Genomic DNA, 25,356 nt, shown 5'->3' on the forward strand with positions numbered 1-25,356 from the left:
TATTTTTCGTCTCACGGATCAATTATAATGACCGTTCGTCATATTTCCAAGTTTTATTTTTTTAATGCCAGCGAGCATCTTTACTCTTTTCAATTAACTGAGCCAGCACATCCAAATCAATATCGGCAAGTTTGTTGATGTACAGGCACCCCTTGCCCCATTTACACTTACCCAATTTGCTGGTTAGTTCTTCCTGTTCATTGATATCGAAGGTGAGATATACAGTCATTTTTGTCTTTCGTGGAGCGAATCCAACATTAAACCATTCGAACTCTTCTTTCCCACCTTTCCGAGTGTAAGTGTATTTCCCGAAGCCAATGATAAAATGATCACCCCAGATTTTGGGCTCATGGCCAGTGATTTCCTGTATCATTTTGATCAGGGTTTTGCTGTCCTCCCTTTTAGACGCACTTTCAATACTGTCGATAAAATCAGAAACGCTTTTGTTGGTTTCCTGTGTTGCCAGGCCTGCCATAATACCTATTGGTTTATTGCTGTGTTAGGGAATGTAATACATCCATGGCTTTTTGGGCGTCTTTTGTATTCACGAAAAGATGATCATGATAATAGCCTGCTACCACATTACAGCTGATATCATGCTTAGCCAATTCGGTAGAAAATGCGGCGGTTAAGCCAACTGCTTCCAAAGAAGAATGAACGGTGAGGGTAATCCAGGCCGCCACGAACTCATAGGAAAACCCTAGTTCATTCGCTTTTTCTTTATTTAGGATGAGAGTAGTTCCTTCTTCTTCTTTGATTTGAGCAATGATATCATCTCGATTAATGCCTTCTAAACCGGTCACCAAGACAAAGACATATTCTCCCTCATTGAGTTTTGGGGAGAGGTTTTTGAGGAGGGAGTTGAGATTAGTTTTTACGGACATATATCTAATCTATACAAAAGCTTATACCAACCCTCTTTTAAGAAAACTTTCAACTTTTTGTCTTAAAATAATTATTAGCTCAGTCTGCATATAGTCATATTCATCAGGGATATATAGGCATACAATTTTCTTATTCTGGTATGTATCAGGATCTAATTTCCTTATATAGTTTCTGTGGTGCTTTTCCATAACTATTATTGTATCCGCCCAATTAAGTAATTCGATAGTTATAGGAGTATTAGCACTAACATCAGTGCCCGCAGATTTAACTGCAAACCTTAAGTCATTTTTATAAATCTCATGTGCAGTAGCGCTTCTCATTCGATTAACAGTGCAAATAAATAGGATTTTCTTTCTTTTTATCTGTTTAGAAAAAAGATTTCGTATAAGTGGAGTGATACCCCACCAATGGCTAGAGCTTTCTGAATCCAAACAAGACCAATAATTAATCAAGAATTTGTGGATTTCATAGTCCCAGATTAATCTTTTTTCTAATTCTATCCATCCATCATTGTCACATTTATCTTCAATAAGGTCATTAGTAGCTTGCATCATAATCTGCATCATGACAAACTTTTCTTCCTTGGTAATTAAGCTATCATAAATGCAGTGATATTTATGTATCAATTTTGGATCAGCAACCTCATATGCCCAGTCTTGCATATCTTCATGATGACTAATCTCTAATCTATGTGCTATTGATTCAAGAGCTTCTTTGGTCTCATAGAATTGGGCTTTCTTTTCCATTAGAGATTAATTTTTCTTCGGAAAAGCCATACTAACCCCTAAACCAACAATCACTACCACAAAAGCGCCGAGTGGGTTTAACCATAAGAACTCAATGGCTTTGGTATAGCCTTCAGGGGTTTGGGCCCACGGAAAGAAAAAGGAGTAATCAGCCAGGGCTTCAGAATAGAAGAGGCGATCGAAAGTAAATACAGAAAGCATTCCTGCAGCCAGACCAGCAAGGGCTCCATTTCCATTAGCTTTCTTAGCCCAGAGTAAGAGGATGAATACCCCAAGAATGGAGCCATAAAAATAACTACCGATCTGGTTAACCAGCTCAATGATAGAACGAGTCTCACCCAGAGCGAGGGCAGAAAGGGTGGCAAATACTCCCCAACCTAAGGTAGTCCAGCGAGAATATTTGAGGTAATGCTTGTCCCCATGCTTGTTGTTATCCAGCCGCTGGTACCAGTCTACAATAGAGACGGCACTCAGGGCATTCAACTGAGAATCGATGGAACTCATGGCTGCCGCGAAGATTCCGGCTATAATGAGTCCTATTAAGCCAATGGGAATATAATTCAGGATGAAATAGGGGAAGATGTAATTGGTATCGTTGACATCAGCATCTAAAATCTCGGCTTGTAAATCGAGTTCGGCCTGACGTGCTTTATTTAGATCGTTGTCAGCATCAATAAAGGCTTGCTGAAGGGCGTAGTCTCGAGTCTCGGCGGCTCTAAGTGCCAGGGCTCTTCGGTTACCTTCAGCTTTTTGGTATTCATGCATGATGATTTCTTCCCGATTCAACTGCTCTTCAGTCTGGGCGACCGGGTCAGAAGCGCGGAAAGAAATAGGGGCGTCGTTAAAAATGAAGAAGATATAGAGCATCACCCCAAGCAACAGGATGAAGAACTGCATAGGTACTTTCGCATAAGCCGACATTAACAAAGAATTACGGGCTGCTTTAACCGAAGGAGTAGTTAGGTAGCGTTGTACCTGAGTCTGATCGGTTCCGAAATAAGAAAGCATCAGGAATAACGCGGCAATAACCCCACTCCACACATTGTATTTCTCGCTCAAGTCAAAGCTTAGGTCAAGTGCTGTGAGTTTATCCAAAGAACCAGCCAGATAGAGTGCATCTCCAAAAGAAACGTCTTCCGGGAAGTGATATAGAATCATCCCAAAACAGAAGATGAGGCCGAACATCATGACTGCCATCTGCTTCACATCGGTGGATATCACGCCAGCCATTCCGCCAATCATGGTATAGCCGGTGGCAATTACTCCAATTATAAGAATGGTGATCCACAGTGGTAATCCAAGCAAAAGGGCTAATACGTAAGAAGGTGCGGCGATTACAGTACCTAAGGCCAATCCGCGGGAAATAAGGAAGAGTCCGCTGGTAGTGAGACGTGTTTTTAATCCAAAACGTTCTTCCAGTACCTCATAAGCAGTAAAAGCTTTCTTTTTGGCAAAAAAGGGTACCAGGAACATACAGATGATGATCATTGAAAAAGGAATGGCCAGGTACACCATCACAAAGCGCATGTCTTCTACATAGGCTATTCCTGTTGTTCCAATGAAAGTGATGGCAGAAGCCTGGGTAGCCATAATGGAAAGTCCGGCGGCCCACCAGGGCATACCTCTTCCCGCAAGTAAGTAGCCTTCGATATTTTCAGCGTCTTTTCCTTTCCGGGTACCGTCCCAAATAGTGTAAGCTAAAAAGGCGAACAACACCGCCCAATCAATCCAATGCATAAACTAGGGCTGGTTGAAGATTGCGGTGAATATCCAGAAAAGAATTACACACACTATTCCCCAGATGAATACGATCCAGTAAGTCCGGTTCCAGTTGGTGTTGTCCGTGTTTTCTTCCATCACTGATGATAGGAAATGATGCCTTAGGAAAAAAGGGCTGAGAGCACCTTATAGCTCTCTTTTCCCTCATTTAATAGCAAATCGAGGATAGAGCAACCTTCAATAAAACCGGGATGAGCCTGACGGTAATTGGGATGTCTTTGCAAAGCAACAAGAGCTTTGTCGCTCTGCCACAGATAGTTTTTGGATTGGTGCTCGATATAGAATTCATTAGCTCCAAGATTTGCTGCAGCTTGCTCGGGGTTAGAATCATACTTAGATAGCTCACTGGCGTGGGAGATATTGATATCTAATTCCAGGTAAGCGCATAACCGCTGAAAGAAGTAAGCGTTGAATTCAAAAAGGAATTGGCACTCCCTAGCGTATTGAATATCTGAAAAGAGTTCGTCTTCAAAGAAATCAAACCAGGTGGCATGCTGGTAATTGTGAAGGATTCCATTCCAGAAGGCTTCCAGCCAGGGCTCCGAATGATCAATACGAACTTCCCGAATGGGCTTTTTCTTGTCCTCGCTAAGAATGGGGATGTTAATCCATTGAGTTCCATCGGCATTCCTAAGTTCCGCACGATGAGTTCTGCCTTTTCTTGACCAGGGCTCGATATCCAGCCAAATTACCTGCTCAGATTTAAGCATAGAAGCCAGATCATACAGGTTCGGTGCGAATTGAGGAGTTATTAAAGCGAGTTTCAATTGGTCAATTATTCAATTAAGAATTCTGAATCTGCGAGAAGGTAAGAAAAAAGTCCCCTCTTGGGAGGGGATTTAGGGGTGGGTTTTTCGTACCTTTGAAGCCTTTTAGAATTAACCAAGAAGTAGATTTTTAAATGAGCGTTAGAGTACGTTTCGCACCATCACCAACCGGATTTTTACATATCGGTGGATTGAGAACCGCATTATATAATTACCTGTTTGCCCGGCATCATGCAGGAACTTTTGTATTAAGAATAGAGGATACCGATCAGGCAAGATTTGTAGAAGGGGCAGAAGAAGACATCATTCAATCATTGGAATGGGCGGGAATGACCATTGATGAAGGCCCGCACAAACCAGGAGGATTTGGTCCATATCGTCAGAGTGAGCGAAAGGAATTGTACCATACGTACGCTAAAGAATTAGTAGAAAACGGACACGCTTATTACGCCTTTGATACCCAGGCAGAAATCGAAGAAATGCGGGAGCGCTTGAAGAAATCAGGGAATCCTTCTCCAAGCTATGATTCTATTACTCGTCAGTCCATGAAAAACAGTTTAACACTTCCTCAGGATGAAGTGGAAAAGAGGCTGGCAAATGGGGATGAGCATGTAATTCGTTTGAAGGTACCTCGAAGAGAAACGGTTAAATTCGAAGATTTGATTCGAGGTATAGTTTCCTTTGAAACAGCTGGGCTAGATGACCAGGTATTGATGAAATCAGATGGGATGCCTACCTATCACATTGCCAATGTTGTAGATGATCATACTATGGGGATTACCCATGTAATTCGCGGAGAAGAGTGGCTGAGCTCGGCGCCCAAGCATATGCTTTTATACCAGGCTTTTGGCTGGGAGCCTCCAACTATGGCACATCTCCCGCTGATTATGAGTCCCAGTGGAGGAAAGCTTTCAAAAAGAAAAGCGGAAAGCGAAGGAATTCCGATTAATACTAAAGATTACATTTCCGGGAATTATGAGCCAGAAGCACTGGTGAACTTCCTAGCCTATTTGGGTTGGAGTCCGGGAGATGATTCAGAAGTACACTCACTTACTGAATTATGTGAACTGTTTACCCTCGACCGTGTGAGTAAAAGTGGGGCTGTATTCAATCACAAAAAACTGATGTGGTATAATGAGCACTACATCAGAGAAACGTCGATTGAGGCATTACTTCCAAGAGTAAAAGCTTTGGCTGAGGAACAAGGTTTTGATACCAAAGACGAAGGATATCTTTCCAAAGTAGTTGGGTTGCTGCACGAACGTGTTTCTAAAGTAGATGAATTTGTAGCCATGGGTTCATTTTTCTTTGAAGCTCCTGCCGAATATGATGAGAATGCCCTCAAGAAATGGAAAGACGACAGTGCAGGTCTGGTTAAAACCTACCAGTCAAAGGTAGAAGCTTTATCGGGTGACGAGTTCAAAGCGGCCAAAATAAAATCCTTACTTGAAGAAGTAATTGCAGAACATGAAGTCGGTTTCGGAAAATTGATGATGCCACTTCGAATTGCTGTAACCGGACAAGGCTTTGGCCCGGATTTATTTGAGTCTTTTGAACTTCTTACAAAAGAAGAAGTGTTATCAAGGATTGAAACTGCTTTGCTTAAATTAGCTTAGTTGAACATTGAACATTGAACATTGAACTCAATGAATTCTGTTCAAATCAATTATCAAGGGTTTTTCTGATCGTCTAATACTACTTCTTCACCTTTAGCGTCTGCAAGTTTGCGGATCTTAAGCCCTGCATAGGCATAGAACATTGTCATAAATGGACTGATGATGTTGAAGAAGGCAAAAGGAAGATATGCAAGTGTTCCAACGCCAAGCACTCCTGCATGATAAGCTCCACAGGTATTCCAGGGGATAAGTACAGAAGTCACAGTACCTGAATCTTCCAGGGTACGGCTTAGGTTTTCAGGGGCAAGGCCTTTTTCCTTGTAAGTGTCAGTGTACATTCTTCCCGGAACTACGATTGCAAGATATTGATCAGATGCCGTGATATTGAAGAACACACATGTTCCAACTGTAGAGGCAATGAGAGAGCCTGTAGAATTAACGGCAGAAATAACGGCTTCGGCTATACGCTTTAGCATTCCGCTCTTCTCCATAACACCGCCAAAAATCATAGCAGATAAGATCAGCCAGACGGTTCCAAGCATTCCATACATTCCTCCTGAGCTCAACAGATCATCAACAATGGCATTTCCAGTAACAATGGCGATATCTCCATATAGAGAAAGCAACACGCCCACATACATCGACTCAAAACCTCTGGCTTCATATCCTGAAACCGAATGAACCACATCTGGTTGGAAGATTAATGCGAAGATAGCCCCTAAAAGAGCTCCGGCTAAAATAGCTGGTATTGCAGGTACTCTTTTGACGATCAAGGCTATTACAGCAATGGGGACCAGGAACAACCATCCATTGATGTTAAACTGGCTGGCAATAGCATCCTGAATTTCCTGAACATCAACTCCTCCCGTTCCTCCAGTTTGCGTAAAGCCTAAAATGATAAACAGGACTAGTGCGATACTTATTGATGGCACTGTGGTATAAGCCATGTAGCGGATATGTGTAAATAAATCCGTTCCTGCCATGGCTGGCGCAAGGTTAGTAGTATCGGAGAGGGGAGACATTTTATCTCCAAAATATGCTCCTGAAATAATAGCTCCGGCTACCATCCCCGGATTCAATCCCAATGCTGTGCCAATTCCTATTAGGGCTATACCAACGGTAGCTGAGGTGGTCCAGGAGGAACCAGTTGCTACTGAAACAACCGCACACACCACGCAGGCTGCAAAAAGGAAAATGGTAGGATTCAGAATTTCAAGGCCGTAATATATCATGGCTGGCACAATTCCACTCAATAACCAGGTACCTGCTAATGATCCAATAAGCAATAGGATAATGATGGATGCCATGGCAGAGCTAATACTCTTTACAATCCCGGTACGAATTTCAGTCCAATCGAAGCCAAGTCTCAATGCTACTAAACTGGCTACAGCTGCAGCCAGCATAAGGATTATTTGGTTTGATCCATCCAGGGAGGCATCCCCATAAATGCGAACATTCACAAAAAGAGCAATAATAAGAAAGATAATAGGGATAAATGCCTGTAGAAGAGTTGGTCTAGCGTATTTGTACGTCATGAAATAGGATCATATTAATAGTAAAGCGGATTGAATAAACGCCGTTTTCTAACCAAAAACCAGTTTAAAAGTGTTCTCTTCAATAACTTCAGAAGTAGTGAAATCGTATCTGCGTTCTATGAACTCGGCCTGGCCTTTCTTATCAATTAAGAGCAGAGTGGAAGAGCGGGTGCCATATTGTTCGGTTTTGATGAATACAGAAGAGACAGCTCGTTCCCATTCTTTAGGAATGCCTGTATCCGGGAGCTCTTCATCAGGCGCTCTATGATCATTCTTTAATAGTGAGAATAATTGCTCATAATCGATGTCATCATGAGAAACAGCTTTTGCAAGATCGTTTTTGGCCTGTTCTAATTTTGGCCAGGGAGTATCCATAAGGGCATTACTTAAACCATGAAATCCCGGTTTAATGCGCGTACTCTCTTGATTTATGTTCGAAAAATGAAAAATACCTTCTGCATCACCTACAAGAAGATTAAATCCTTGATATCGTGATGACCCTGGTGAGATATGCCGGAGATAGTTTTCCGGAAGACGATGCTCAGCAAGATAATTTAAAACCAGTTCTCCACGGCTTGGAGGATTTTCTCGTTCTATGGATGGATCTCTGTAATTTGTAAGGGCAGCCCATTTACCGGTTTGTTCTACACCCATCCAGGTTCCTCCGGCTTCCAAATCCTTTCCTGCCAATATATTTTCCTGGTTCTCTTCCTGCCAAAACTGGGCTCTTCGGGTAGGTCTACCATAGAATTCATCGCGATTTGCAGCAAGCACTAAATCATACTCTGAGTGTACTTTATAAGCGAAGGTTATGAGGCACATAAAACAGGATAAACAGTGGTTTTAAAAACGGCGGAATCTAAGCATATTCCCGAAACCATTTACAAGTTTTCCGTATATCCGTTTTATGTTTTCTATCTACGACCAGCGCTTTAGGGACATTTTGCTTCTTATGTTGGGGTTCTTTGGAGCAATATGGTTTTTTTATGATTTAAAGAACCATCATCCACTTGATACTCTGGAATTATACCATTCCAGCGATGAAGTGATAGAAAAGGCGGATTCTATTTTTTTAAGTCTTCAATACCAACCGGTAAACCTTAAAAAAAGAGCCAGGGTAAGTTCTAAATCTGATCTTATTGATCACTTGCAACATACCTATGGACGTAGTGAGTTTCTGACTTCTCATAAATCAAGCGAAGAACAACGCTTACCTTTATTTCATTGGGCCATAGATGAGTTTTCCGTAACAGAGGGAGAAATTGAGAACGCATTTACAATGTCGCTCTCGAAAAAAGGAGAACTTATCAGTTTCACAGTTTCTGATGAGCTTATAGAAAACCAAACTCCGTTTAACAGGGGGATGGTTCGGTTTGGGTTTTTCAAAGGAAGAGAGCTTACGAAGGCAATGGAAGATTCTATTATAACGGAGTTGGTGAACTTCCAGCATTTTAGGACAGATGAAGCAAGTGCATTCGAGGGGCTTTTGAAACGTCTTGCCAATGAAGGAGAAACTATGAATGATTTCCTTTGGAGAGCATTGGAGCAGTATGTAAGCAATACTTACTGGGGAAGGTTCTCTTTTTCAAGAGACTCTGTTTTATATAATGATAATGGGAGTTACAGATACGCAACAGCCTTTATGACATCCAGAGATACGCTGATGGGTGTAGTTCCAAAAATTGAGGTTCAAATACTTCCAGCCGGGGTTCTGAAAAGTTTTTCTGTGGATATGGAGGAAGGGGTAAAAAGGCCTAATACCTTTTCCAGTACCAAATCGAATATACATTTTGGTCTGGCTTTATTTTTCACAGTATGGCTCTTGGTGTCTTTTTATCTAAGAATAAAAGCGAGAGCTGTTGATACACGACCTGCTTTGGTTGTAGCTATAATTACTGGTTTTCTTATCCCGCTTTTTATGCTTCTGGCCTATATCAAAGAGTTTGCTATAGGTTTTGAGACGGAACAGATTTCTCAATTGATAAATCAAATGTTTGTTTTTGGGGTTGGTGGAGCGTTAACAGCAACCTGTTTCTTTGTGATAACAGCCGTAAGTGACTCCGTTACTAGGCAATATTGGCCGGAAAAGCTGAGCACCTGGGACCTGGTTCGAAGAGGGATGTTCAAAAATAAACCCATTGGTTGGGCAATAGCCCGGTCTATTTCCATTGGAGCAGTATTGGCGGGAAGTTTTGTCTTCTTTTTAAACTTTTTCCCTGAGCTATATATACGAGGTAATGTAGGTTTTCAGGAGGGTAATTATGCGTTACCTACAATGGCTAATATTATTGTAACCCTGTTACTCGGATTAGCGGTTGTGCTGATATTCTTTATGATATTAGGGAATCAAGTATACGCCATGACTTCAAAAAAATGGGCGATCCCTCTTTTAAGTGGGTTCCTCCTGGGATTTATAGATCCTATTCCTGTAAGTATGGACCCTTACCAGGTTGAGTTTTTTCTGAATTTCACGCTCGGCTTTTTAGTAGGGGTCTTTTATATCAATTTTGATTTCCTGACTACGGCACTTGGCTTCTTTATTTTTCTGAATTTCCTTAGTACCTCTAACGGCTGGCTGGTTTCTGGTTCTCCGGATGCGGGTATTTTCTACGGTTTCATTATTACTCTTGGGGTACTTTCGGTAGTTGCATTATACTTCTTATTGGTAGGTGATGAACAAGATCAACTGCCCGAGTATGTGCCAGAATACATTGAGGATTTAGCAAAGGAGCAAAGAGTAAAGCAAGAGTTAGACATTGCAAGAGTAGTACAACGCACTTTTCTACCTAATACAACTCCTGATTTATCTGATTTTGACTCTGCTGCAGTTTGTTACCCTGCCCAAGAAACAGGCGGTGATTATTACGATATTATTTGTATTGATGATAACCATGCAGCCATAGCCATAGGCGATGTAAGTGGTAAGGGAATAAAGGCGGCTTTTTATATGACTTTTGCAAAAGGGGTTATTCATAGTTTATGTAGCATTTTCCCCTCACCTAAATCGATGCTTTTCCGGGTAAACAAGCTATTTAATCAGCACGCCACCAGAGGAACATTCATTTCGATGATTTATGGAGTGCTGGATTTTAACAAACGAACCTTTACCTATATAAGAGCTGGGCATAATCCTCTTCTTTATAAAAAGGCAAATGGAGAAGTTTCATGGTTGCAGCCAAAAGGGGTGGCCATCGGGATGGTAAAGGATGAAGTTTTTAACAAAGTGATGGATGAAGAGACTATTGAGTTGGCAAAAGGTGATACACTTATCCTTTATACTGACGGGATTACCGAGGCTCAAAATGAAAGCGAGCAGTTTTATGGGGAAGACCGTTTGTTAAATCTTTTGAAAAGAGAGAATGCGGGCTCTGCAGCCGAACTTCGTAAATTAATTATTGAAGATGTTCGTACCTTTATAGGCAATGCTCGCCAATATGACGACATGACGCTCGTTGTATTAAGAGCTTAAAAAAGGGCACTTTTTATGAAACGAACCCGAATTTATTTACTAGGCTTTGTGCTTGGAGTTTTTGCTGTTCAACAGGCATCGGCGCAAGACCAATCTGATTTTAACTCAGGTTTTGAATGGTACACATTGGATGAGGCTCAAAAGAAGGCAAAGGAAACCGGGAAGAGTATTCTTCTATTTGGTTACGCTGAATGGTGTACCTATTGTTTAAAGATGAGAAGAGAATCTTTTCCTGATTCAACCGTGCTTGAATCAATATCGGAGTATTATTACCCGGTTCAGTTGGATGGAGAATCGGAAGAACGTGTAGTATATAATGGAGAAACCATGCCTGCTAGGGAATTAGCACGTTACCTTAGATTATCTTCCTTTCCAACCCATTACTTCATCAATTCCGAAGGAGAAATTTTAGGAGCTCAACCCGGATATATTGAACCATTTATTTATGCTCCGCTTCTTAAATACGTTGGTTCAGGGGCATATGGTCAAATGAAATTTGAAGAGTTTTTGGAGCAGGAAGAAGATTCTGGTAAAGAATAAAACCATGAGCCTCAGCCAGTCAGTTGAAGATTATTTAAAAGCAATATATGTGCTCGAAACCGAAGGGGATGGAGCCACTACCACGAATATTGCTGAAACACTCAATGTTTCATCAGCCTCAGTAACAAATATGCTGAAGAGGCTGGCTGGCATGAATTTCATAGAGCACAAATCATATAAAGGTGCCACACTTACCGAAGCTGGCAGAAAGATTGCTCTTGAGATCTTACGCCATCATCGGTTACTTGAATTGTACCTGAAAGAAATCATGGGTTATTCCTGGGATGAGGTTCATGAAGAAGCCGAAAAGCTGGAACATCATATTTCAGAACAATTTGAAGATAAAATCGCGGAGTTATTAGATCATCCTACTCATGACCCTCATGGAGATCCCATTCCATCTAAAGATGGGGTGGTCCCGGAGATGGCTTCGCTGTCGGTATGTGATGCCGAATTAGAGACCCCATACATTATTGGGAGGGTAAAAGATCAAGACCCAGAATTACTACGCTATTTAGAACAAACAGGGGTTATTCCTGGTGTAAAACTAACGGTATTAGATAAAGCTCCATTTGAAGGTCCTATTCGCGTTTTACTAGAGGAGGAAGAGAAAACCCTCGGTTTTGCTGTAGCAAGGCAAGTTTATCTCGTTGAGTAAGGCTCAGTTCAACTTGATTTCGACATACTGGAATAGCGAAAGCCGAATCTAGATTCCCGCCTTCGCGGGAATGACTTTTAGAATTTAGAGAATGTCGTCATCCAAAACTCGGGTGTCAATTCAATGAGAACTTTACACCCATCATAAAACGCCGTCCTTGTAATGGCCCATATACATAATCGGTGGCAAAATCATCACTAAAAGGTCGGTCGGCAGCAATTATAGGTTCTGCCTGGATATAGTTGAAAATATTCTTGGCATTAAAAAACCCTTCAAACCGATCAGAGAAGATTTTGGTGACTTTAAGATTGTGTTCACTAAAAAGCCTTGAATCTAAATCTCTGCCAGGATATTCGGGCAATCTCATTTTCCCGACAACCCGGCTTGTATAATCAAAATTAATACCTTGATTTGGCAAGCGATAAGTAAGGCTAAATGTAGAGTTAAAATCCGGAGAAAAAGGGAGATCTTCTTTAACACCATCTTCAACAGAAAACACATCCTGGAATGTTACTCCAATGGTGTAAGTAAGTGGGGCTATAAAATTATGCGCCATACTTATAGATATTCCCTGAGAGACTGCATGACCATCGAGGTTAGCATAGATAATTCTGCCAGGGGTATCATAATCGGGAATAATCTGATTTGAGAACCGAGTATGGTACACATCAAAATCAACATTTAATACGGAAGGGCCAATATCAATAATCTGGTTCCAGTTCAACGCTACATTTATAGAGCGTTCTGGTTCCAGTGCCTCAGCTACTTCAACTTGCCTTGAACCTGTTAATGATTCATGTTCTTCTGTAAATAAGTTCACGATTCGGAAACCAGTGCCCACATTTAATCTTACTGTCGAGTGGGAAAAAGGATCAGCCTTAATATTAAACCGTGGAGAAAAAATCAGTCCGTGATCTTTGTGATGATCAGCTCTCATTCCCACAAGACCACGTATTTTATCATTAAAACGATGATCATATTGAGTGAATACTCCCGGAACAAAACGTTCATCTTCAGAGCCTCCATCCAGCCGAACTCCATTGAATTGCTGGTTTAAAAGATCATATCGAGCAGTTAATCCGCTAACAAATCCGCGGTCGGTTGACAGTGGTTTGTCCCAAATAAGGTTAGCAAAAGCAGTTTGCTGGTCAGCTATATAATGATATTCCCCATAGTAACTGTCCTGATCATGGTAGCTGTATGAAGCATCTAGCCGGAATACCTCTTTTGCAAAAGGAAATTCATAACTGCCGAATAATTCTAGCCTATTAGTATAAATAGATTCGCCATACACTAATGAGCTACCTCTCAGATCACGGCTGAAATCCTGAGTCCCACCCATTCTGTCTTCGAAATAGTATTTACCGGCAAGCGAGAATTTTTTGCCTCCGGGGCGATAGATATCCCACTTATTAAACAAAGACACTCGCACGTTTTGAGTTATATCAGCAAAACCGTCACTATTTTCATCGATAAAGCGATCTTGTACATAAACGCTTCCACTAAACATAGTTGGAGTTTTTCCAATTTCAGGGACAAAGGAAAAGTCAAAATTATGTTCGCTATGGGTTGAAGTGGTTGTAGAGAAATCTAAAAGAGGAGAGGAGGCAGGGTTTTCTGTGATAATATTGATCACTCCTCCCATTGCCTGGCTACCATAAAGTGTAGAATTTGGGCCTTTAATCACTTCAAGATTTCGGATAATTGCTGGGTTAATCCCATTTAATCCATACACAGAAGCAAGCGCACCCATTACTGGCATTCCATCAATCAGAACGGAAGTATAAGGGCCTTCCATCCCATTAATTCGGATGTTATTAGTACCACAAACCGCGCAATCAACCTGAGTATAAAGGCCGTTTACATATTGGATGGCATCCATAATATTACTAGTGCCGGATTTGCTGAGGAAGCTTTGCGAAATCAGGTTCACTTTTACAGGAGAATCCTTGATAGACATCTCTTTCATAGTTCCAGTAACCACCATCTCATCCAATTGAAGCATAGAAGCTTCCAGGTCAATGGTTAAGAAAAGTGTATCAGAAGTTGAGAGCGTAACAGGGAGTTGTTTTTCAAGATAGCCAATAGCCCTAATGGTAAGTATGTGCTCTTCTCCCAAAGGAATTCTTTTGAGAATGAAGCTTCCATCCGTTTGAGTAAAACTACCAATCCCAAGTGCTTTAATGCCAATAGTAGCATCAGTTACAGGGTTTGAGTCGGAATAAACAAATCCTTTAAGCACACCAGTGTCTTGCGCCTGGATTAAATATGCTGATAAAGCAAAAATAAATAATAGGAGAACTCTCTTCATGGAACCTGATTTAGTAATCAGCTTAAAAATCAGGTTAATTTAAAATTTAGTCAAGGCTAAATTTTAAATTTGTCTAGATAAATTTAAATCAAAAAATCCTCGCCATTGCGAGGAGCATATAGAAAAAAGAAATGATCCGTTTAGCCTCGACGAAGCAATCTCCTTGAATAAACTTCTACATTGAGATTGCTTCGTCGTAATGAGCCAAGCTTTTTTCAGTCTCTTTTACTCCTCGCAATGACCGTTCTTTTAGTTTTTTGTGCCCTATTGTATGAGATTGGTCATTTGATGAGCATCATTCTTCTCGAAATCTGGGTTTCTCCTGAACTGAGTCGATATACATACACTCCTGAAGGAACATTTGAAGCATTCCATACAATAGAATGATTTCCAGAAGCCTGGGTGCCGTTTACCAGTGTAGCTACTTCTCTACCAAGAAGGTTATACACTTTCAAAGAAACTTCTCCCGGACTATCGATACTATATGAGATTGTGGTACTGGGATTAAAAGGATTAGGGTAGTTCTGATTTAACTGAATAGTACTTGGAGTAAATCCTTCTTCTTCTGAGTTGGTGGCTACTTTTTCGAGTTCAGCTTCAAGTACATCCTGTACAGCCTCAAAGTCATTATTCACAAATACGGTTCCTCTGTAACGCAGCACCCCATCTGCACCAACTACCACTGAGCGATCATAAGCTCCCGAATTCCCATAGTAATCAACCAAGACGTCTCTTCCGTTAAGCAAAAGGGGATAAGTAATTCCTGTTACGTTTCGAAAGCTATTATTAGAACTGGTATTTGCATTCCAGGTATCGATACCCAATGCAACAAAATTGGTATCATCTTCAAATACTTCAAAGATTTCAGTTTGGGTAACCGGGCCATTGGATCTACAGTGGGGGCAGTTCGCTCCATAAAAGAAGATATACACTACTTTGCCTTCCTGATCTTCCAGGGAAATACGATCATTCTGACCTCCCCCTAAATATAGAAGTGAAAAATCAGGAGCGTCCTGCCCCACTGAAACCTGAGCCCAAGCAAAAGATGAAAAAATAAAAACGGTGAATAGTATGATAGCAAGTTTTTTCATAGCGGTTTCTTATTGACTAAGAGTATTAAGTTCTTCCTGAATTACTGATATAACCCGATCAGAATCGGTATTCACAAAACCTGATCCCTGATAGGCTATTCTGCCCTCTGAGTCGATTACGACAGAGCGGTCATAAGCTCCTGCATTGCCATAGTAATCTACCAGGCTTTGTCTTGCATTAAGTAGTAATGGGTAGGAGATCCCGGTAGCACTGCGAAAAGAGATATTCTGAGATGCAGAGAGGTTCCAAGTATCAAGCCCAAGAGCTACAAAATCAGGATTGGATAAAAATTGTTGATTAATCGTTTCTGTAACTGGTCCATTGGATCGGCAATGAGGACATCCTGCGCCATAGAAAAAGAGATATACTACTTTTCCTCTGAATTCAGATAGACTAATTTCCTGACCGTTTAAGCTAGTGTATGAAAAGTTAGGAGCAATCCTTCCTACGGCTTCGTCTATCCCGCCACTATCGGTAGAGGAAGATAAGCATCCCGTGAAGAGTGAAATGGATGTAAGTAAAATGAATAATGTAGTACGTCTCATTATCTAAGTATTCAAGTTAAAATCGAGTTGAAAAACGGAGCTCTACCCCCTCAAAGTCCAGAATCTCGTAACAGATTCCTGAAGTACAGGCCGGACCACCTCGCCGCTTTCCGGCAAATACATCTACTCTATGCTTAGAGTTGAATTTGTAGGAGAGGTTTCCACCCAGCCAGGTTCTTGTATCCGTTTCAGCATCAAAAGTATTGGGGTTATCTGTTAATTGAGGATCAGTAGATGCCTCAAATACTACTCCAACAGAAAAATCGGGTAAATAAGAGAAGGCGAGTGATCCATAGAAGTTAGTGCTGTTATCCGGATCAAATTGCCTGTCAAAAGTCTGGTACTGAAGGTCTAGTACAAAGCCCCAAACATAATCGAAGGATTTATCAGTGATAAAACCAACAGAAATACGATCCTCTTCTCCTTTTAAATCATCATTTGCGTAATCAAAGAAGGCTTTAAGAGAGAGGTAATCATCAACTTCATAATAGCCCTCTACGAAATATTCCCTGTAGTCAAATTCTCTGAACAGATCATTTTTTGCAGTGGTCATGTTTGCGGTAACAGAATGTCCTCCTTCAAAATTATAGTACACTTCAGCCTGTATACCAGTCTCGTCGGAAGTTTCGAGTACATGGGTACTTCTGTTAAGGACGGGGTAGGTGTGTTCTTTTATAAGAGACGGGGGGTCATTATATCCTTGTCCTAGCCTAAACTGATTGTAGTTCTTGTATTCAAAACTTCCCCCAAAAGAACCAATATAGAAATTCATTCCGGCATACAAAGCATACGAGTCATCGTCATTGAAAGCAGTAAGAGATGCATCGGATTGAAACGCATATTCACTGAATACCTGTAGATTAGGAAGAGGGTTCAAATCCAGTGAAAAAGAACCATATTCGGTATAGTTATTTGTGAAACTGGGGTGAGATCGCATATAAGCGCCACCTACGCTAACAATGTCGTTTACAAAGAACTTGGCTTCCAGCGCTTCAACAAGATCAGGCCGACGGGCTGAGTCGGCTTCAAAATTCGGAGGGAGTAAATTGAATAAAGGTTCAGCTCTAAGAGCTTTTACTTCTAAACGATCAGTGTATAAATCGATGCCGATTCCTTCCAAATCACGATAGAACCCATATCGAGTTCGTTCAAAGGCATCTTCATACACCGATCCGGGAATGTCATAACTTCGAAGGAGTAAGCCTCTGCCTATGGTTTCATAAAAATTACCTACCCGTACTCTAAACATTTCATCCCGGTATTGTACAAGCTTTTGAGTTAAATCCAGATAATTCCGGTCGTCAAAAGGGGTAATGAACTGTTCAACTTTCCCAAAAAAACTGAGATTGTCTGAGTCGTAGAACAGGTTAAGTTGATTATAAGAGGTAGTTAAATCCCTGTCGCCTTCATAAGGGAGGTTCCCATATTGAAATTCAAAGGTATTAGTGCCGTAAATTTGTGCAGCTGCAGGTGTGCTAAAAACCAGTACAATAAGGCAGAGAAATATGGAATAGAAACTCAGTTTCATTCTTCCAGAAGGCTTAGGATTTTTTCTCTTATCTCCACCTCTTCACCGGGCTTATATCCCTCATGAAAGTAGATAATTTCGTCATCCTGGTTAATGATGAGCAAGGTAGGAACTGCCTGAACGCCCAATCGTCCCATTACTTCACTATTTGGATCCAGAAGGACATCATATTCTACCCCTAATGAGCGAACAAAAGGTTTTACTTTGGCCTGGTTTCGAGGGCTATCGATGCTAATACCAACAAAGTTTACGCCTTCCGTTTCAAACTCCTTCGATATTTCAACCAGCTTGGGAATAGACTTTATACAGGGCTTGCACCAGGTAGCCCAAAAATCGATGACCGTATAGGTATCACCCTTTATATCTTTGTACGTGGTGGTTCGGTTATCCAGATTCTTAAGGCGAAAGTTATTCACCTTGGGAGGAGCAACTGAAAGGCTCCCCAAAAAAACAAGTATGGCTAATGTTAACTTCATAATGTTTGATTATTTCTAAGCTAATAATCATCAATAAAGTTCAGCCAAGTATCACAAAAAGATAAAATCGAAAATTCGTCATTGCGAAGGAATTGGCCTTAGACAATCCTGAAGCAATCTCCTTGATAAAGTCTGGTACGTAGAGGTTGCTTCGTAGATTACTTAATAAAAAGGGTTGAAATTACCCGAATTCTCGCAATGACAGTGGGATTTACTAATCCACCCAATCTGCTATAAAGACATTAGTAGATCGATCTCCTCCATTGAAACGGTTAGAACCGAATACTACTTTTTTACCATCGTACGAAAACATGGGGAATGAGTCGAAAGTAGGGTCGAAAGAAACTTGTTTTAGCTCTGTACCATCTACATTTATCATAAAAAGATTAAACGGAAATCCTCTTTCAGATTTGTGATTGGATGAAAAAAGAATTTTTTCTCCAGATGGATGGAAATAAGGTGCCCAGTTTGCTCTTCCAAGGTTGGTGATTTGGCGTAAGCCGGTACCATCTACATTCACTATATATAGTTCCATATCAGTCGGCTCAACAAGCCCCTCAGCCAGGAGGGAAGTATACTTCTCAATTTCTTCGTCTGTTTTTGGTCGGGAAGACCTGAATACTAACTGGGCGCCATCTGGTGAGAAGAAAGCTCCTCCGTCATATCCTAATTCATCGGTGATCTGAACCACATTAGATCCATCTGTATCCATGATGAAAAGTTCTAAATCTCCAGTTCGCATTGAGGTAAACACGATTTTAGTTCCATCCGGAGATAAGGTGGCTTCGGCATCATAACCCGGAGAATCAGGGGTAAGGTTAGCAATGATTTCTCCTTTCAAATTGGCTTTAAAGATGTCATAACCCTCATAAATTGGCCAGACATAAGCTCCGCCAGGACCTCTCTCTGGAACCTCAGGACAAGCTTTATCTGCAAGGTGTGTTGATCCATAGACAAAAGTAGTATCGCCTGGCAGAAAGAATGAACAGGTAGTTCTTCCCGTACCTGTACTGATCATAGTAGGCTCGAAATCAGCGTCTTTAGGTGAAGTATCCATGTAATAAATCTGATCACAATCAGCACCCCAGGCCGGATTATTTGATTGGAAGATTAACTTGGTGTCTTCGAATCCCCAGTACGCTTCTGCATTATCTGCTCCAAAAGTAAGCTGGCGAACGTTCTGGAAATGGACTTCCTGCTCATACTTCAAGGTATCTGTTGAGGGGTCATAAGGAGTTTCTGCTGGTTGATTAGAGCAGGCAATGAATGGGATGAAGATTGTTAGTACCGATAAATATTTCATGGATCGAAAAAGAGTTAAAAATTGGATGATAATCACCTTTGAGTATGAAGATAAGATGAAGAGAAGGTGCCCGTCAATTATTGTTGGGGCCAAACAATTCAATAACCTGCGAAATCAACCCCTTGCCCATTTTAACAATTCTCTCCTGGCTTCCCATTGCTAAATACCGAAGTACTAATTTTAATTCAGCCAGCAAAATAGGTGGATCTGTAACCAGTGAGTCCTCACGAATTATTAAATCCCAGTCTATAGGCTTTTGAAATTTAACCCCGGCCTTTCTCATTACTTCCCGATATACATTGGCCATTAAGCCATAACCTATGGTCGTGGGGTGTAAGCCATCGAGGCTGAAAACACCTCCTTTATGGATTTTTCCGGTCTCCTTTTTAACACGAATAAAATCAGTAGATATTAGCGCTTCGTTGTGCTCATCTACTAAATGCTCAGTGTTAGGATTTCTTTTTAAAGCAGCGATAAAATCATCGGGGTAGCTTCTGAGTAGTTCTCCTCCTAATCGTCTTCTTGCCATACTGGCTACGTTTTTTGCCATTGGAACTACATGCCAGCCATACTCACGAGCGACCTTCCGAATGATGGAGTTGAATTCATCAACAGTAAAGTCAATTTGGATAGCTTCATCCTTGGTAAGGTGGGGATGTTTTTCGGGATCAAAGTCCTCATCCCAAATCCAGAAGCGGGTGTAATAATCGAAATACCCTAAATGATTACTTGAAAACTCAGAATTTACTCCCCGGCAAACAGGAGGGATTGTGGGATAGGGGATAGTCGGTACAAAAACCCGTTCGGCTCCAATTTTTTTAACTCTTTCTGCCAGCTTTCTGTAATCCAGTTCAAAGTGTTCAGGGCGATAGATGGAGTGCTTTCTAAAAGCCATGAATGATTCCAGGTCTTCAGGCTCCGACCAGGTGAGATTTAAATTCACAACTGCACCTAAGGCATTATTGTGACCAATACAAACGATCAGATTTTCAATACCACCATCCTCGGCCAGTTTTTCCACGTTCGAAAGCTGGGATTCCGTTTCGTATTCCGCTTTTAGCTGAGGATTCAATACCAGGCGAGAGGTGACATATTTCGCATGTTCAGGAAGGAAGCCAAAGACTGAAAACACTTCCTTATTTTGTTCAATAAACTCGCGGCTGTTTTTCTCATTAATCATCCAGGTATCATTAATGGATAATCCCCAGATAGCCTGGTTATGGAAGGGGGTGGGTTGATCAACACTTAAATCTTTAAAACCGCCCTCCCAGTATTTTTTGATTCTCTTTAGGGTTTTGATGGTGTGAGCAGCAACGCCTCCATACTCACTCCAGTCAATTTCAGAGCCGAATTCATCAGACAAACCTCGGAGCAATACTTCAAGATTGAGCGGGATCCCTGCTTGGGCCAGGAATTTAGGTTGATCGAAAACGGGAAGAGGATCGAAGCATCTGTGAATGAAAGAAGGGAAATTGATGTCAGTTCGGTAAATACCTCCATTTTGAAATCCCTGAGAGAGGGAATCACCAATTACCACCAGCTTATGTTTCGATTGCTTCTTTTGGAACATATTGGCTCAGAATTTGCCACAAAATCTCCAAAGCACAAAATTGATATTAGTTATTTGTTAATGGTTATTGGCAAAGTTCACCAATAACCATTAACAAATAACCAGTACATAATAATTTATTGTACTTTTATATAAATCATTTCGTGGCTTAACAATGACAACTATGAGTGAAGAAAAAAACCGACTAGAACAATTCCGTGAACGCCGGGCTGAACAAAATGAAAAAGTGCTGGGCTTAGATCACCTGGGCATCAAGCGTTTTTTTAATATGGATACAAACACTTACCGTGATGGTGCCCTGGATACCAAAACAAAAGAACTTCTTGGACTGGTTGCTTCTGCTGTGTTACGCTGTAACGATTGTATTGACTATCACCTGGAGCAAAGTGCAAAAACAGGCTCAACGAAAGCCGAGATTATTGATGCGCTTAATGTAGCTTTGATTGTCGGAGGAAGTATTGTGATCCCTCATTTACGTCATGCGGTAGATACCATTGAGATGCTGGAAGAGGAGGGGAGTTTTGTCAATTAAGAATTATTCAATTACCTATTCCTAATTAATAATTGACTAATTCTTAATCGATTCCTTATTCATCAAAACTTAATACCCATTTATAAATTTGGATTGTAGATTTAAGTAATTACTGAAATCAGTTATTTATGACATGAAAGTAGTCTCCTTTCTATTCATGCTATCCCTTTTCTCAATGGCCTTTGCCACCGATTCCTTTGCACAGGAGGAAAATTTAGTACTTCATCTGGCCTTTGATGGAAGTGTCGTTGATTCAACAGGTTTAAATCCCAATATCGATGCAATAGGCAATACATTTGTTGAAGGGGTGAATGGTAAAGGGTTTTATTTCGACGGAGTTGATGATGAGATTACACTAACATCATTAAGTGATGAGTTGAGTGCTATTTCTGATGCTTCTGGATTTACAATAATGGTTTGGCTCAAATATGATGTAGAGTCAACTGGAAATTTTGGGGTAATTTTAGAGCGGTTTGATTCTTTTGTACAAAATACCTGGGTTAGCAGAGATAGAGGGTATGTTTTCTGGATGGACAATCTTGGTAAAGTATATGTAAATAGTTATTGGTCAGATTCTGTAGAACGAATAAATAATGGTGATTGGTTTCATGTTGCTTTTACTATCAAAAATGGGAAAGCAAGGTATTACATAGATGGAGAATATATAAATGAAAAGAACGTAGTAATTGGCAATCCTAAAACCGATACCGTAACTATTGGAAGTAGCAAATTTCCAATGGGTAATTATGTTCCTAACGTAGGATATAGCAATTCTTTTCAAGGGGTGATGGACGAACTCAAAGTGTTTAATGAAGTAGTAAGTGAAGAGTTCATTGAAAATGAAGCAAACTACTATAAGAGCTTATTTCAGAATGTTAGTAATGATGAAGACACCTTAAAACTATTGCATCTGAGTTTTGATGGTGCTGTGGAAGATCTTACTGGATTTCATTCTAATTCGATAATTCAAACTGATGGAGAAGGATATGTATACGATCGTTTTGGGAATCCAAATAAAGCGTTTCTGTTAAATGGAATTGATTCAAGAGTTAAGATAAAGAACAATAATTCTGGAGGAATACCAATTTGGTTGAGTGTTCCAGAAAGAAACTGGAGTAGCTATTCTGTTATGTTTTGGCTAAAGATTGATGAATTTACAAGTCACTTTTTTGGTGGTAAAACATACGATGAAACGATTGTTATTGAGCAAGGAGAATCGCCCTCAACTACGATTGGCTTTTCCAATGATCAATTGAAATTTAATGATATCTGGTCAAATGAACGGGTGATTCAGAATATAGAGCTTCAGGATGCTGAATGGATGCATTTGGCATTTATTGTTGATGATGCAAAAGCTCTTGGGGGTGAATCAATAAAAATCTATAAAAACGGGCAATTCATAAATGAGGTTGAACATACTTTATTTCCTTTCGATAAATTTTTTAATGATGTTAGAATAGGGGTAAGTAGTGCAACCTCGTCAAAGGTCATAGGAGCATTAGATGAATTAATTATTTATGCAGGAGAAGGGGGAAGTCTGGAAAATGTGATTAGGGAGTATAATCAACTTGAGCCTTTTCCTAATTATGATTCTTTGAAAGTATTAGATATTTCGTTTGATGAGGGTGTAGTAGATCATAGCATTCCTTCAAATCCCATTTTTCTAGAGGGAGGCACATTTGTAGAAAATCGATTCAAAGAAGATAAAGCAGCATTATCCTTTGATGGAAAAAGTGACATTTTATTTTTTGAGTATGATGATTCAACAAAATCATTAGACCCCTTTGAAACATTCACATTTTCAACATGGTTAAAAATTGAGTCTTTAAATCCAGTGAGGTCAACCATTTTTGAAAAACCGAACTATTATGTTTTAGACTCTAAACCGTACCTCAAAAGCCTAGGTGTTAGTGTATATCTCGATCAGGACGGGAAAGTGTATTCATATCTAGAGGGAGAAGATATAAGGTATTCCACACCTGTTTTGCCTCAGGATGAGTGGCTAAATTTGACAATCACTTTTGATAATAGCGAAGAGGAGCAAAATAGATTTAAGTTTTATTTAAATGGAGAAGAGCAGGGTATTTTAAGTAGGTATGTTCTAAGTCAATACAAATTTAGCTTTGATGGAGAAACGATCAATATTGGAAATTCAGCAAGTAGGAATTTTGGTTTTCATGGTTCACTGGATGACGTTAAGCTATATGATTTCATTCTTTCAGGAGCTCAAATAGACTCTCTCATTGATTTTATCCATGTTGATCCCGCTGTAGAACAAAAAGAACTATTATATCTTCCATTCAATGAAGATGGCGTTTCAAATCAGGTACTAGAAGGGGAAATCATAGAGAGGAATACAAGTAGATTTGAAGATCGGTTCGGGGTGAAGGATAATGCAGTCTATTTTAAATCTTCAGAAGATTCGGTTTTATTGACAAGTCTTGATGAGAGATATGATTCATTAACTTCAGGTTTTACTATAGCCTCATGGGTGCTTTTAGACAGTTTGAGGACTACATATTCAAGCCTAGACGATAGCTTCATCTTTACGAGAAAAGAAACCGGAGCAGGTGATCGGTTACAATTCGGTTTATCGCGTTATAGGTATTTCGATTGGTATGGTTTTTCTACCAATCGAATGTTTCTTGACCTGAACGGAATAAGGGTAAATATATCTGACCTGGATATAGATGAAGGGTATTGGATGCATTTAGCAAGTACTTTTGATGGAGAAGAAGTGAAGTTTTATGTGAATGGAGAGATGCTAAAAACCACTAACGTTGATGCCAAGGTAAAACTCAAGGAAGCAGATATTGAAATAGGGTCAAACTTTTTTGGGGCTATAGATGAAGTAAGAATGTTGAACTACGCGGTAGATAGTACCTATATAAAGGAGCTTTACAACAATCGTTTTAGAGGATTTGGCCTGGAACAACAAAAAGTACTTTCTTTAGAATTCTCAGATAATTTTGTTGATTCAAGTTCCTTTAATCATACTGTGACAAATACAGGAGGATCATTTGTCTCCGATCGTTTCGATACTCCTAACTCTGCACTATACCTGGATGGGGTAGATGACGTGCTTATGATCACTGATTCAAATTCAATTTTAGATTCCCTATCCGAGAGCTATTCATTTACTTTTTGGTTAAAGATGGAGCGCGAAGGAGAGATATTATCAGAAAGCTCGATAATCTCTCGCTTTGATGGATTCAACGATGGGTTTTTGGTTGGCCTAAGAGATGGATTAAATGATGGGACCGGGGATGCCAACTCACCTGATCCTAATCTAGAGACAGTAACTTTTACTCTTAATGAGAGGCGTATCTATTTTCGAGATACTCCTATACAGCCCGGAGATTGGTTTCACGTAGCAGCAGTATACGAGGGGGAGAATATGAAGCTATACCTAAACGGAGTGAATACCAGAAAAGTTAAATATCCTGGCTTGATCAAGGTTACTAATTCCGATATATATATCGGAAACAATGCAGAAGGAAATAAACCTTATAAAGGTGCGATTGATGACATCCAAATCTATAATTATGCCCTAAGCGATAGTGCCATTGCAGATATGATCGATGTCAGTGTATTGAGCGTACCTAACGAAGAAGATCCTATCCAACTACCATCTTCCTTTAATCTTGAGCAGAACTATCCAAATCCTTTTAACCCGACAACAAACATAAGTTTTTCACTTCCTAACTCATCTAAGGTATTGTTGACAGTTTATAATTTACTTGGCCAGGAAGTAGCTCAATTGGTTAATGGAGAGTTATCAGGAGGAAACCATATAGTTCAATTTGATGCCTCTGGTTTATCATCCGGAATCTATGTGTACAGAATTCAAGCAGGAAGTTTTGTTCAGACAAAAAAGATGATGCTTATTAAGTAATCCGTGTGCAATTAAGAATTAGTCAATTATCAATTTTCTTTTTTGTCATTTCGAGCGGAGCGAGAAATCTACACATCGTAAACAAAGATTAACTTTTAGATTTCTCGCT

Annotated in this window: 20 protein-coding genes; 7 read left to right on the plus strand and 13 right to left on the minus strand. The window is 40.2% G+C overall.

All coding sequences use genetic code 11. From position 1 onward, the window contains the following. Positions 1–61: 61 nt before the first annotated feature. Both ED557_05790 and ED557_05795 read right to left on the minus strand, forming a co-directional pair. The gene (locus ED557_05790) at positions 62–475 is read right to left on the minus strand and encodes a DUF1801 domain-containing protein (GenBank protein ID RNC84491.1); all 414 of its coding nucleotides are present in this window, start codon (positions 473–475) and stop codon (positions 62–64) included. Between the two features lie 13 nt (positions 476–488). Beyond that, complete coding sequence (locus ED557_05795) at positions 489–884, minus strand: ACT domain-containing protein (protein ID RNC84492.1); 396 nt, start codon at positions 882–884, stop codon at positions 489–491. Positions 885–1,502: 618 nt separating this feature from the next. On the opposite strand from ED557_05795, the gene ED557_05800 reads away from it, so the two are divergent. Then, positions 1,503–1,571 carry a DUF2933 domain-containing protein gene (locus ED557_05800; protein RNC84800.1) on the plus strand — a complete coding sequence of 23 codons (69 nt, stop codon included), beginning with the start codon at positions 1,503–1,505 and terminating at the stop codon, positions 1,569–1,571. A gap of 66 nt (positions 1,572–1,637) precedes the next feature. Here ED557_05800 and ED557_05805 read toward each other — a convergent pair whose 3' ends face one another. Both ED557_05805 and ED557_05810 read right to left on the minus strand, forming a co-directional pair. Then, positions 1,638–3,368 (minus strand): sodium-coupled permease, encoded by a 1,731-nt coding sequence (locus tag ED557_05805; GenBank protein ID RNC84493.1) that lies wholly within the window; start codon positions 3,366–3,368, stop codon positions 1,638–1,640. A gap of 143 nt (positions 3,369–3,511) precedes the next feature. After that, positions 3,512–4,177 (minus strand): hypothetical protein, encoded by a 666-nt coding sequence (locus ED557_05810; GenBank protein ID RNC84494.1) that lies wholly within the window; start codon positions 4,175–4,177, stop codon positions 3,512–3,514. A 134-nt stretch (positions 4,178–4,311) separates the two neighbouring features. Here ED557_05810 and ED557_05815 point away from each other — a divergent pair, with 134 nt between their 5' ends. After that, the gene (locus ED557_05815) at positions 4,312–5,793 is read left to right on the plus strand and encodes a glutamate--tRNA ligase (GenBank protein ID RNC84495.1); all 1,482 of its coding nucleotides are present in this window, start codon (positions 4,312–4,314) and stop codon (positions 5,791–5,793) included. Between the two features lie 53 nt (positions 5,794–5,846). On the opposite strand, the gene nhaC is transcribed toward ED557_05815, so the two are convergent. Continuing rightward, a complete protein-coding gene (gene nhaC / locus ED557_05820) occupies positions 5,847–7,328 on the minus strand; it encodes a Na+/H+ antiporter NhaC (GenBank protein ID RNC84496.1) in 1,482 nt (493 codons plus the stop codon). Positions 7,329–7,376: 48 nt separating this feature from the next. Continuing rightward, the gene (locus ED557_05825) at positions 7,377–8,150 is read right to left on the minus strand and encodes an NRDE family protein (protein RNC84497.1); all 774 of its coding nucleotides are present in this window, start codon (positions 8,148–8,150) and stop codon (positions 7,377–7,379) included. Positions 8,151–8,235: 85 nt separating this feature from the next. Here ED557_05825 and ED557_05830 point away from each other — a divergent pair, with 85 nt between their 5' ends. The 3 genes from ED557_05830 to ED557_05840 are packed head-to-tail and all read left to right on the plus strand — an operon-like array spanning position 8,236 to position 11,995. Next, positions 8,236–10,797: a hypothetical protein gene (locus ED557_05830; GenBank protein ID RNC84498.1), complete on the plus strand. Its 2,562-nt coding sequence runs from the start codon at positions 8,236–8,238 to the stop codon at positions 10,795–10,797. A 15-nt stretch (positions 10,798–10,812) separates the two neighbouring features. Next, the gene (locus tag ED557_05835; protein RNC84499.1) at positions 10,813–11,337 is read left to right on the plus strand and encodes a DUF255 domain-containing protein; all 525 of its coding nucleotides are present in this window, start codon (positions 10,813–10,815) and stop codon (positions 11,335–11,337) included. 4 nt (positions 11,338–11,341) lie between these two features. Beyond that, positions 11,342–11,995 (plus strand): metal-dependent transcriptional regulator, encoded by a 654-nt coding sequence (locus ED557_05840; GenBank protein ID RNC84500.1) that lies wholly within the window; start codon positions 11,342–11,344, stop codon positions 11,993–11,995. Positions 11,996–12,110: 115 nt separating this feature from the next. Here the strand turns inward: ED557_05840 and ED557_05845 are convergent, their stop codons facing one another. From ED557_05845 to ED557_05875, 7 genes are all read right to left on the minus strand, one after another. After that, positions 12,111–14,306: a TonB-dependent receptor gene (locus ED557_05845; GenBank protein RNC84501.1), complete on the minus strand. Its 2,196-nt coding sequence runs from the start codon at positions 14,304–14,306 to the stop codon at positions 12,111–12,113. A 281-nt stretch (positions 14,307–14,587) separates the two neighbouring features. Further along, entirely contained in the window at positions 14,588–15,397 is an 810-nt protein-coding gene (locus tag ED557_05850; GenBank protein ID RNC84502.1) for a T9SS C-terminal target domain-containing protein, read from the minus strand. Between the two features lie 9 nt (positions 15,398–15,406). Next, positions 15,407–15,943 carry a hypothetical protein gene (locus ED557_05855; protein ID RNC84503.1) on the minus strand — a complete coding sequence of 179 codons (537 nt, stop codon included), beginning with the start codon at positions 15,941–15,943 and terminating at the stop codon, positions 15,407–15,409. A gap of 16 nt (positions 15,944–15,959) precedes the next feature. After that, entirely contained in the window at positions 15,960–17,471 is a 1,512-nt protein-coding gene (locus ED557_05860; protein RNC84504.1) for a hypothetical protein, read from the minus strand. Continuing rightward, the gene (locus ED557_05865) at positions 17,468–17,947 is read right to left on the minus strand and encodes a TlpA family protein disulfide reductase (protein RNC84505.1); all 480 of its coding nucleotides are present in this window, start codon (positions 17,945–17,947) and stop codon (positions 17,468–17,470) included. The genes ED557_05860 and ED557_05865 overlap by 4 nt, the downstream gene beginning before the upstream one ends. A gap of 214 nt (positions 17,948–18,161) precedes the next feature. Continuing rightward, positions 18,162–19,250 (minus strand): hypothetical protein, encoded by a 1,089-nt coding sequence (locus ED557_05870; protein RNC84506.1) that lies wholly within the window; start codon positions 19,248–19,250, stop codon positions 18,162–18,164. A 73-nt stretch (positions 19,251–19,323) separates the two neighbouring features. Next, positions 19,324–20,820, minus strand: a complete 1,497-nt coding sequence (locus tag ED557_05875; GenBank protein ID RNC84507.1) for a hypothetical protein — start codon at positions 20,818–20,820, stop codon at positions 19,324–19,326. A 163-nt stretch (positions 20,821–20,983) separates the two neighbouring features. Between ED557_05875 and ED557_05880 the strand changes: the two genes are divergently transcribed. Together ED557_05880 and ED557_05885 are read left to right on the plus strand one after the other, a co-directional pair. Next, positions 20,984–21,352 carry a carboxymuconolactone decarboxylase family protein gene (locus ED557_05880; GenBank protein RNC84801.1) on the plus strand — a complete coding sequence of 123 codons (369 nt, stop codon included), beginning with the start codon at positions 20,984–20,986 and terminating at the stop codon, positions 21,350–21,352. 133 nt (positions 21,353–21,485) lie between these two features. Then, a complete protein-coding gene (locus tag ED557_05885) occupies positions 21,486–25,247 on the plus strand; it encodes a T9SS C-terminal target domain-containing protein (GenBank protein RNC84508.1) in 3,762 nt (1,253 codons plus the stop codon). The last annotated feature ends 109 nt before the right edge of the window (positions 25,248–25,356 follow it).

It is taken from the genome of Balneola sp. (assembly GCA_003712055.1).
GTDB lineage: Bacteria > Bacteroidota > Rhodothermia > Balneolales > Balneolaceae > RHLJ01.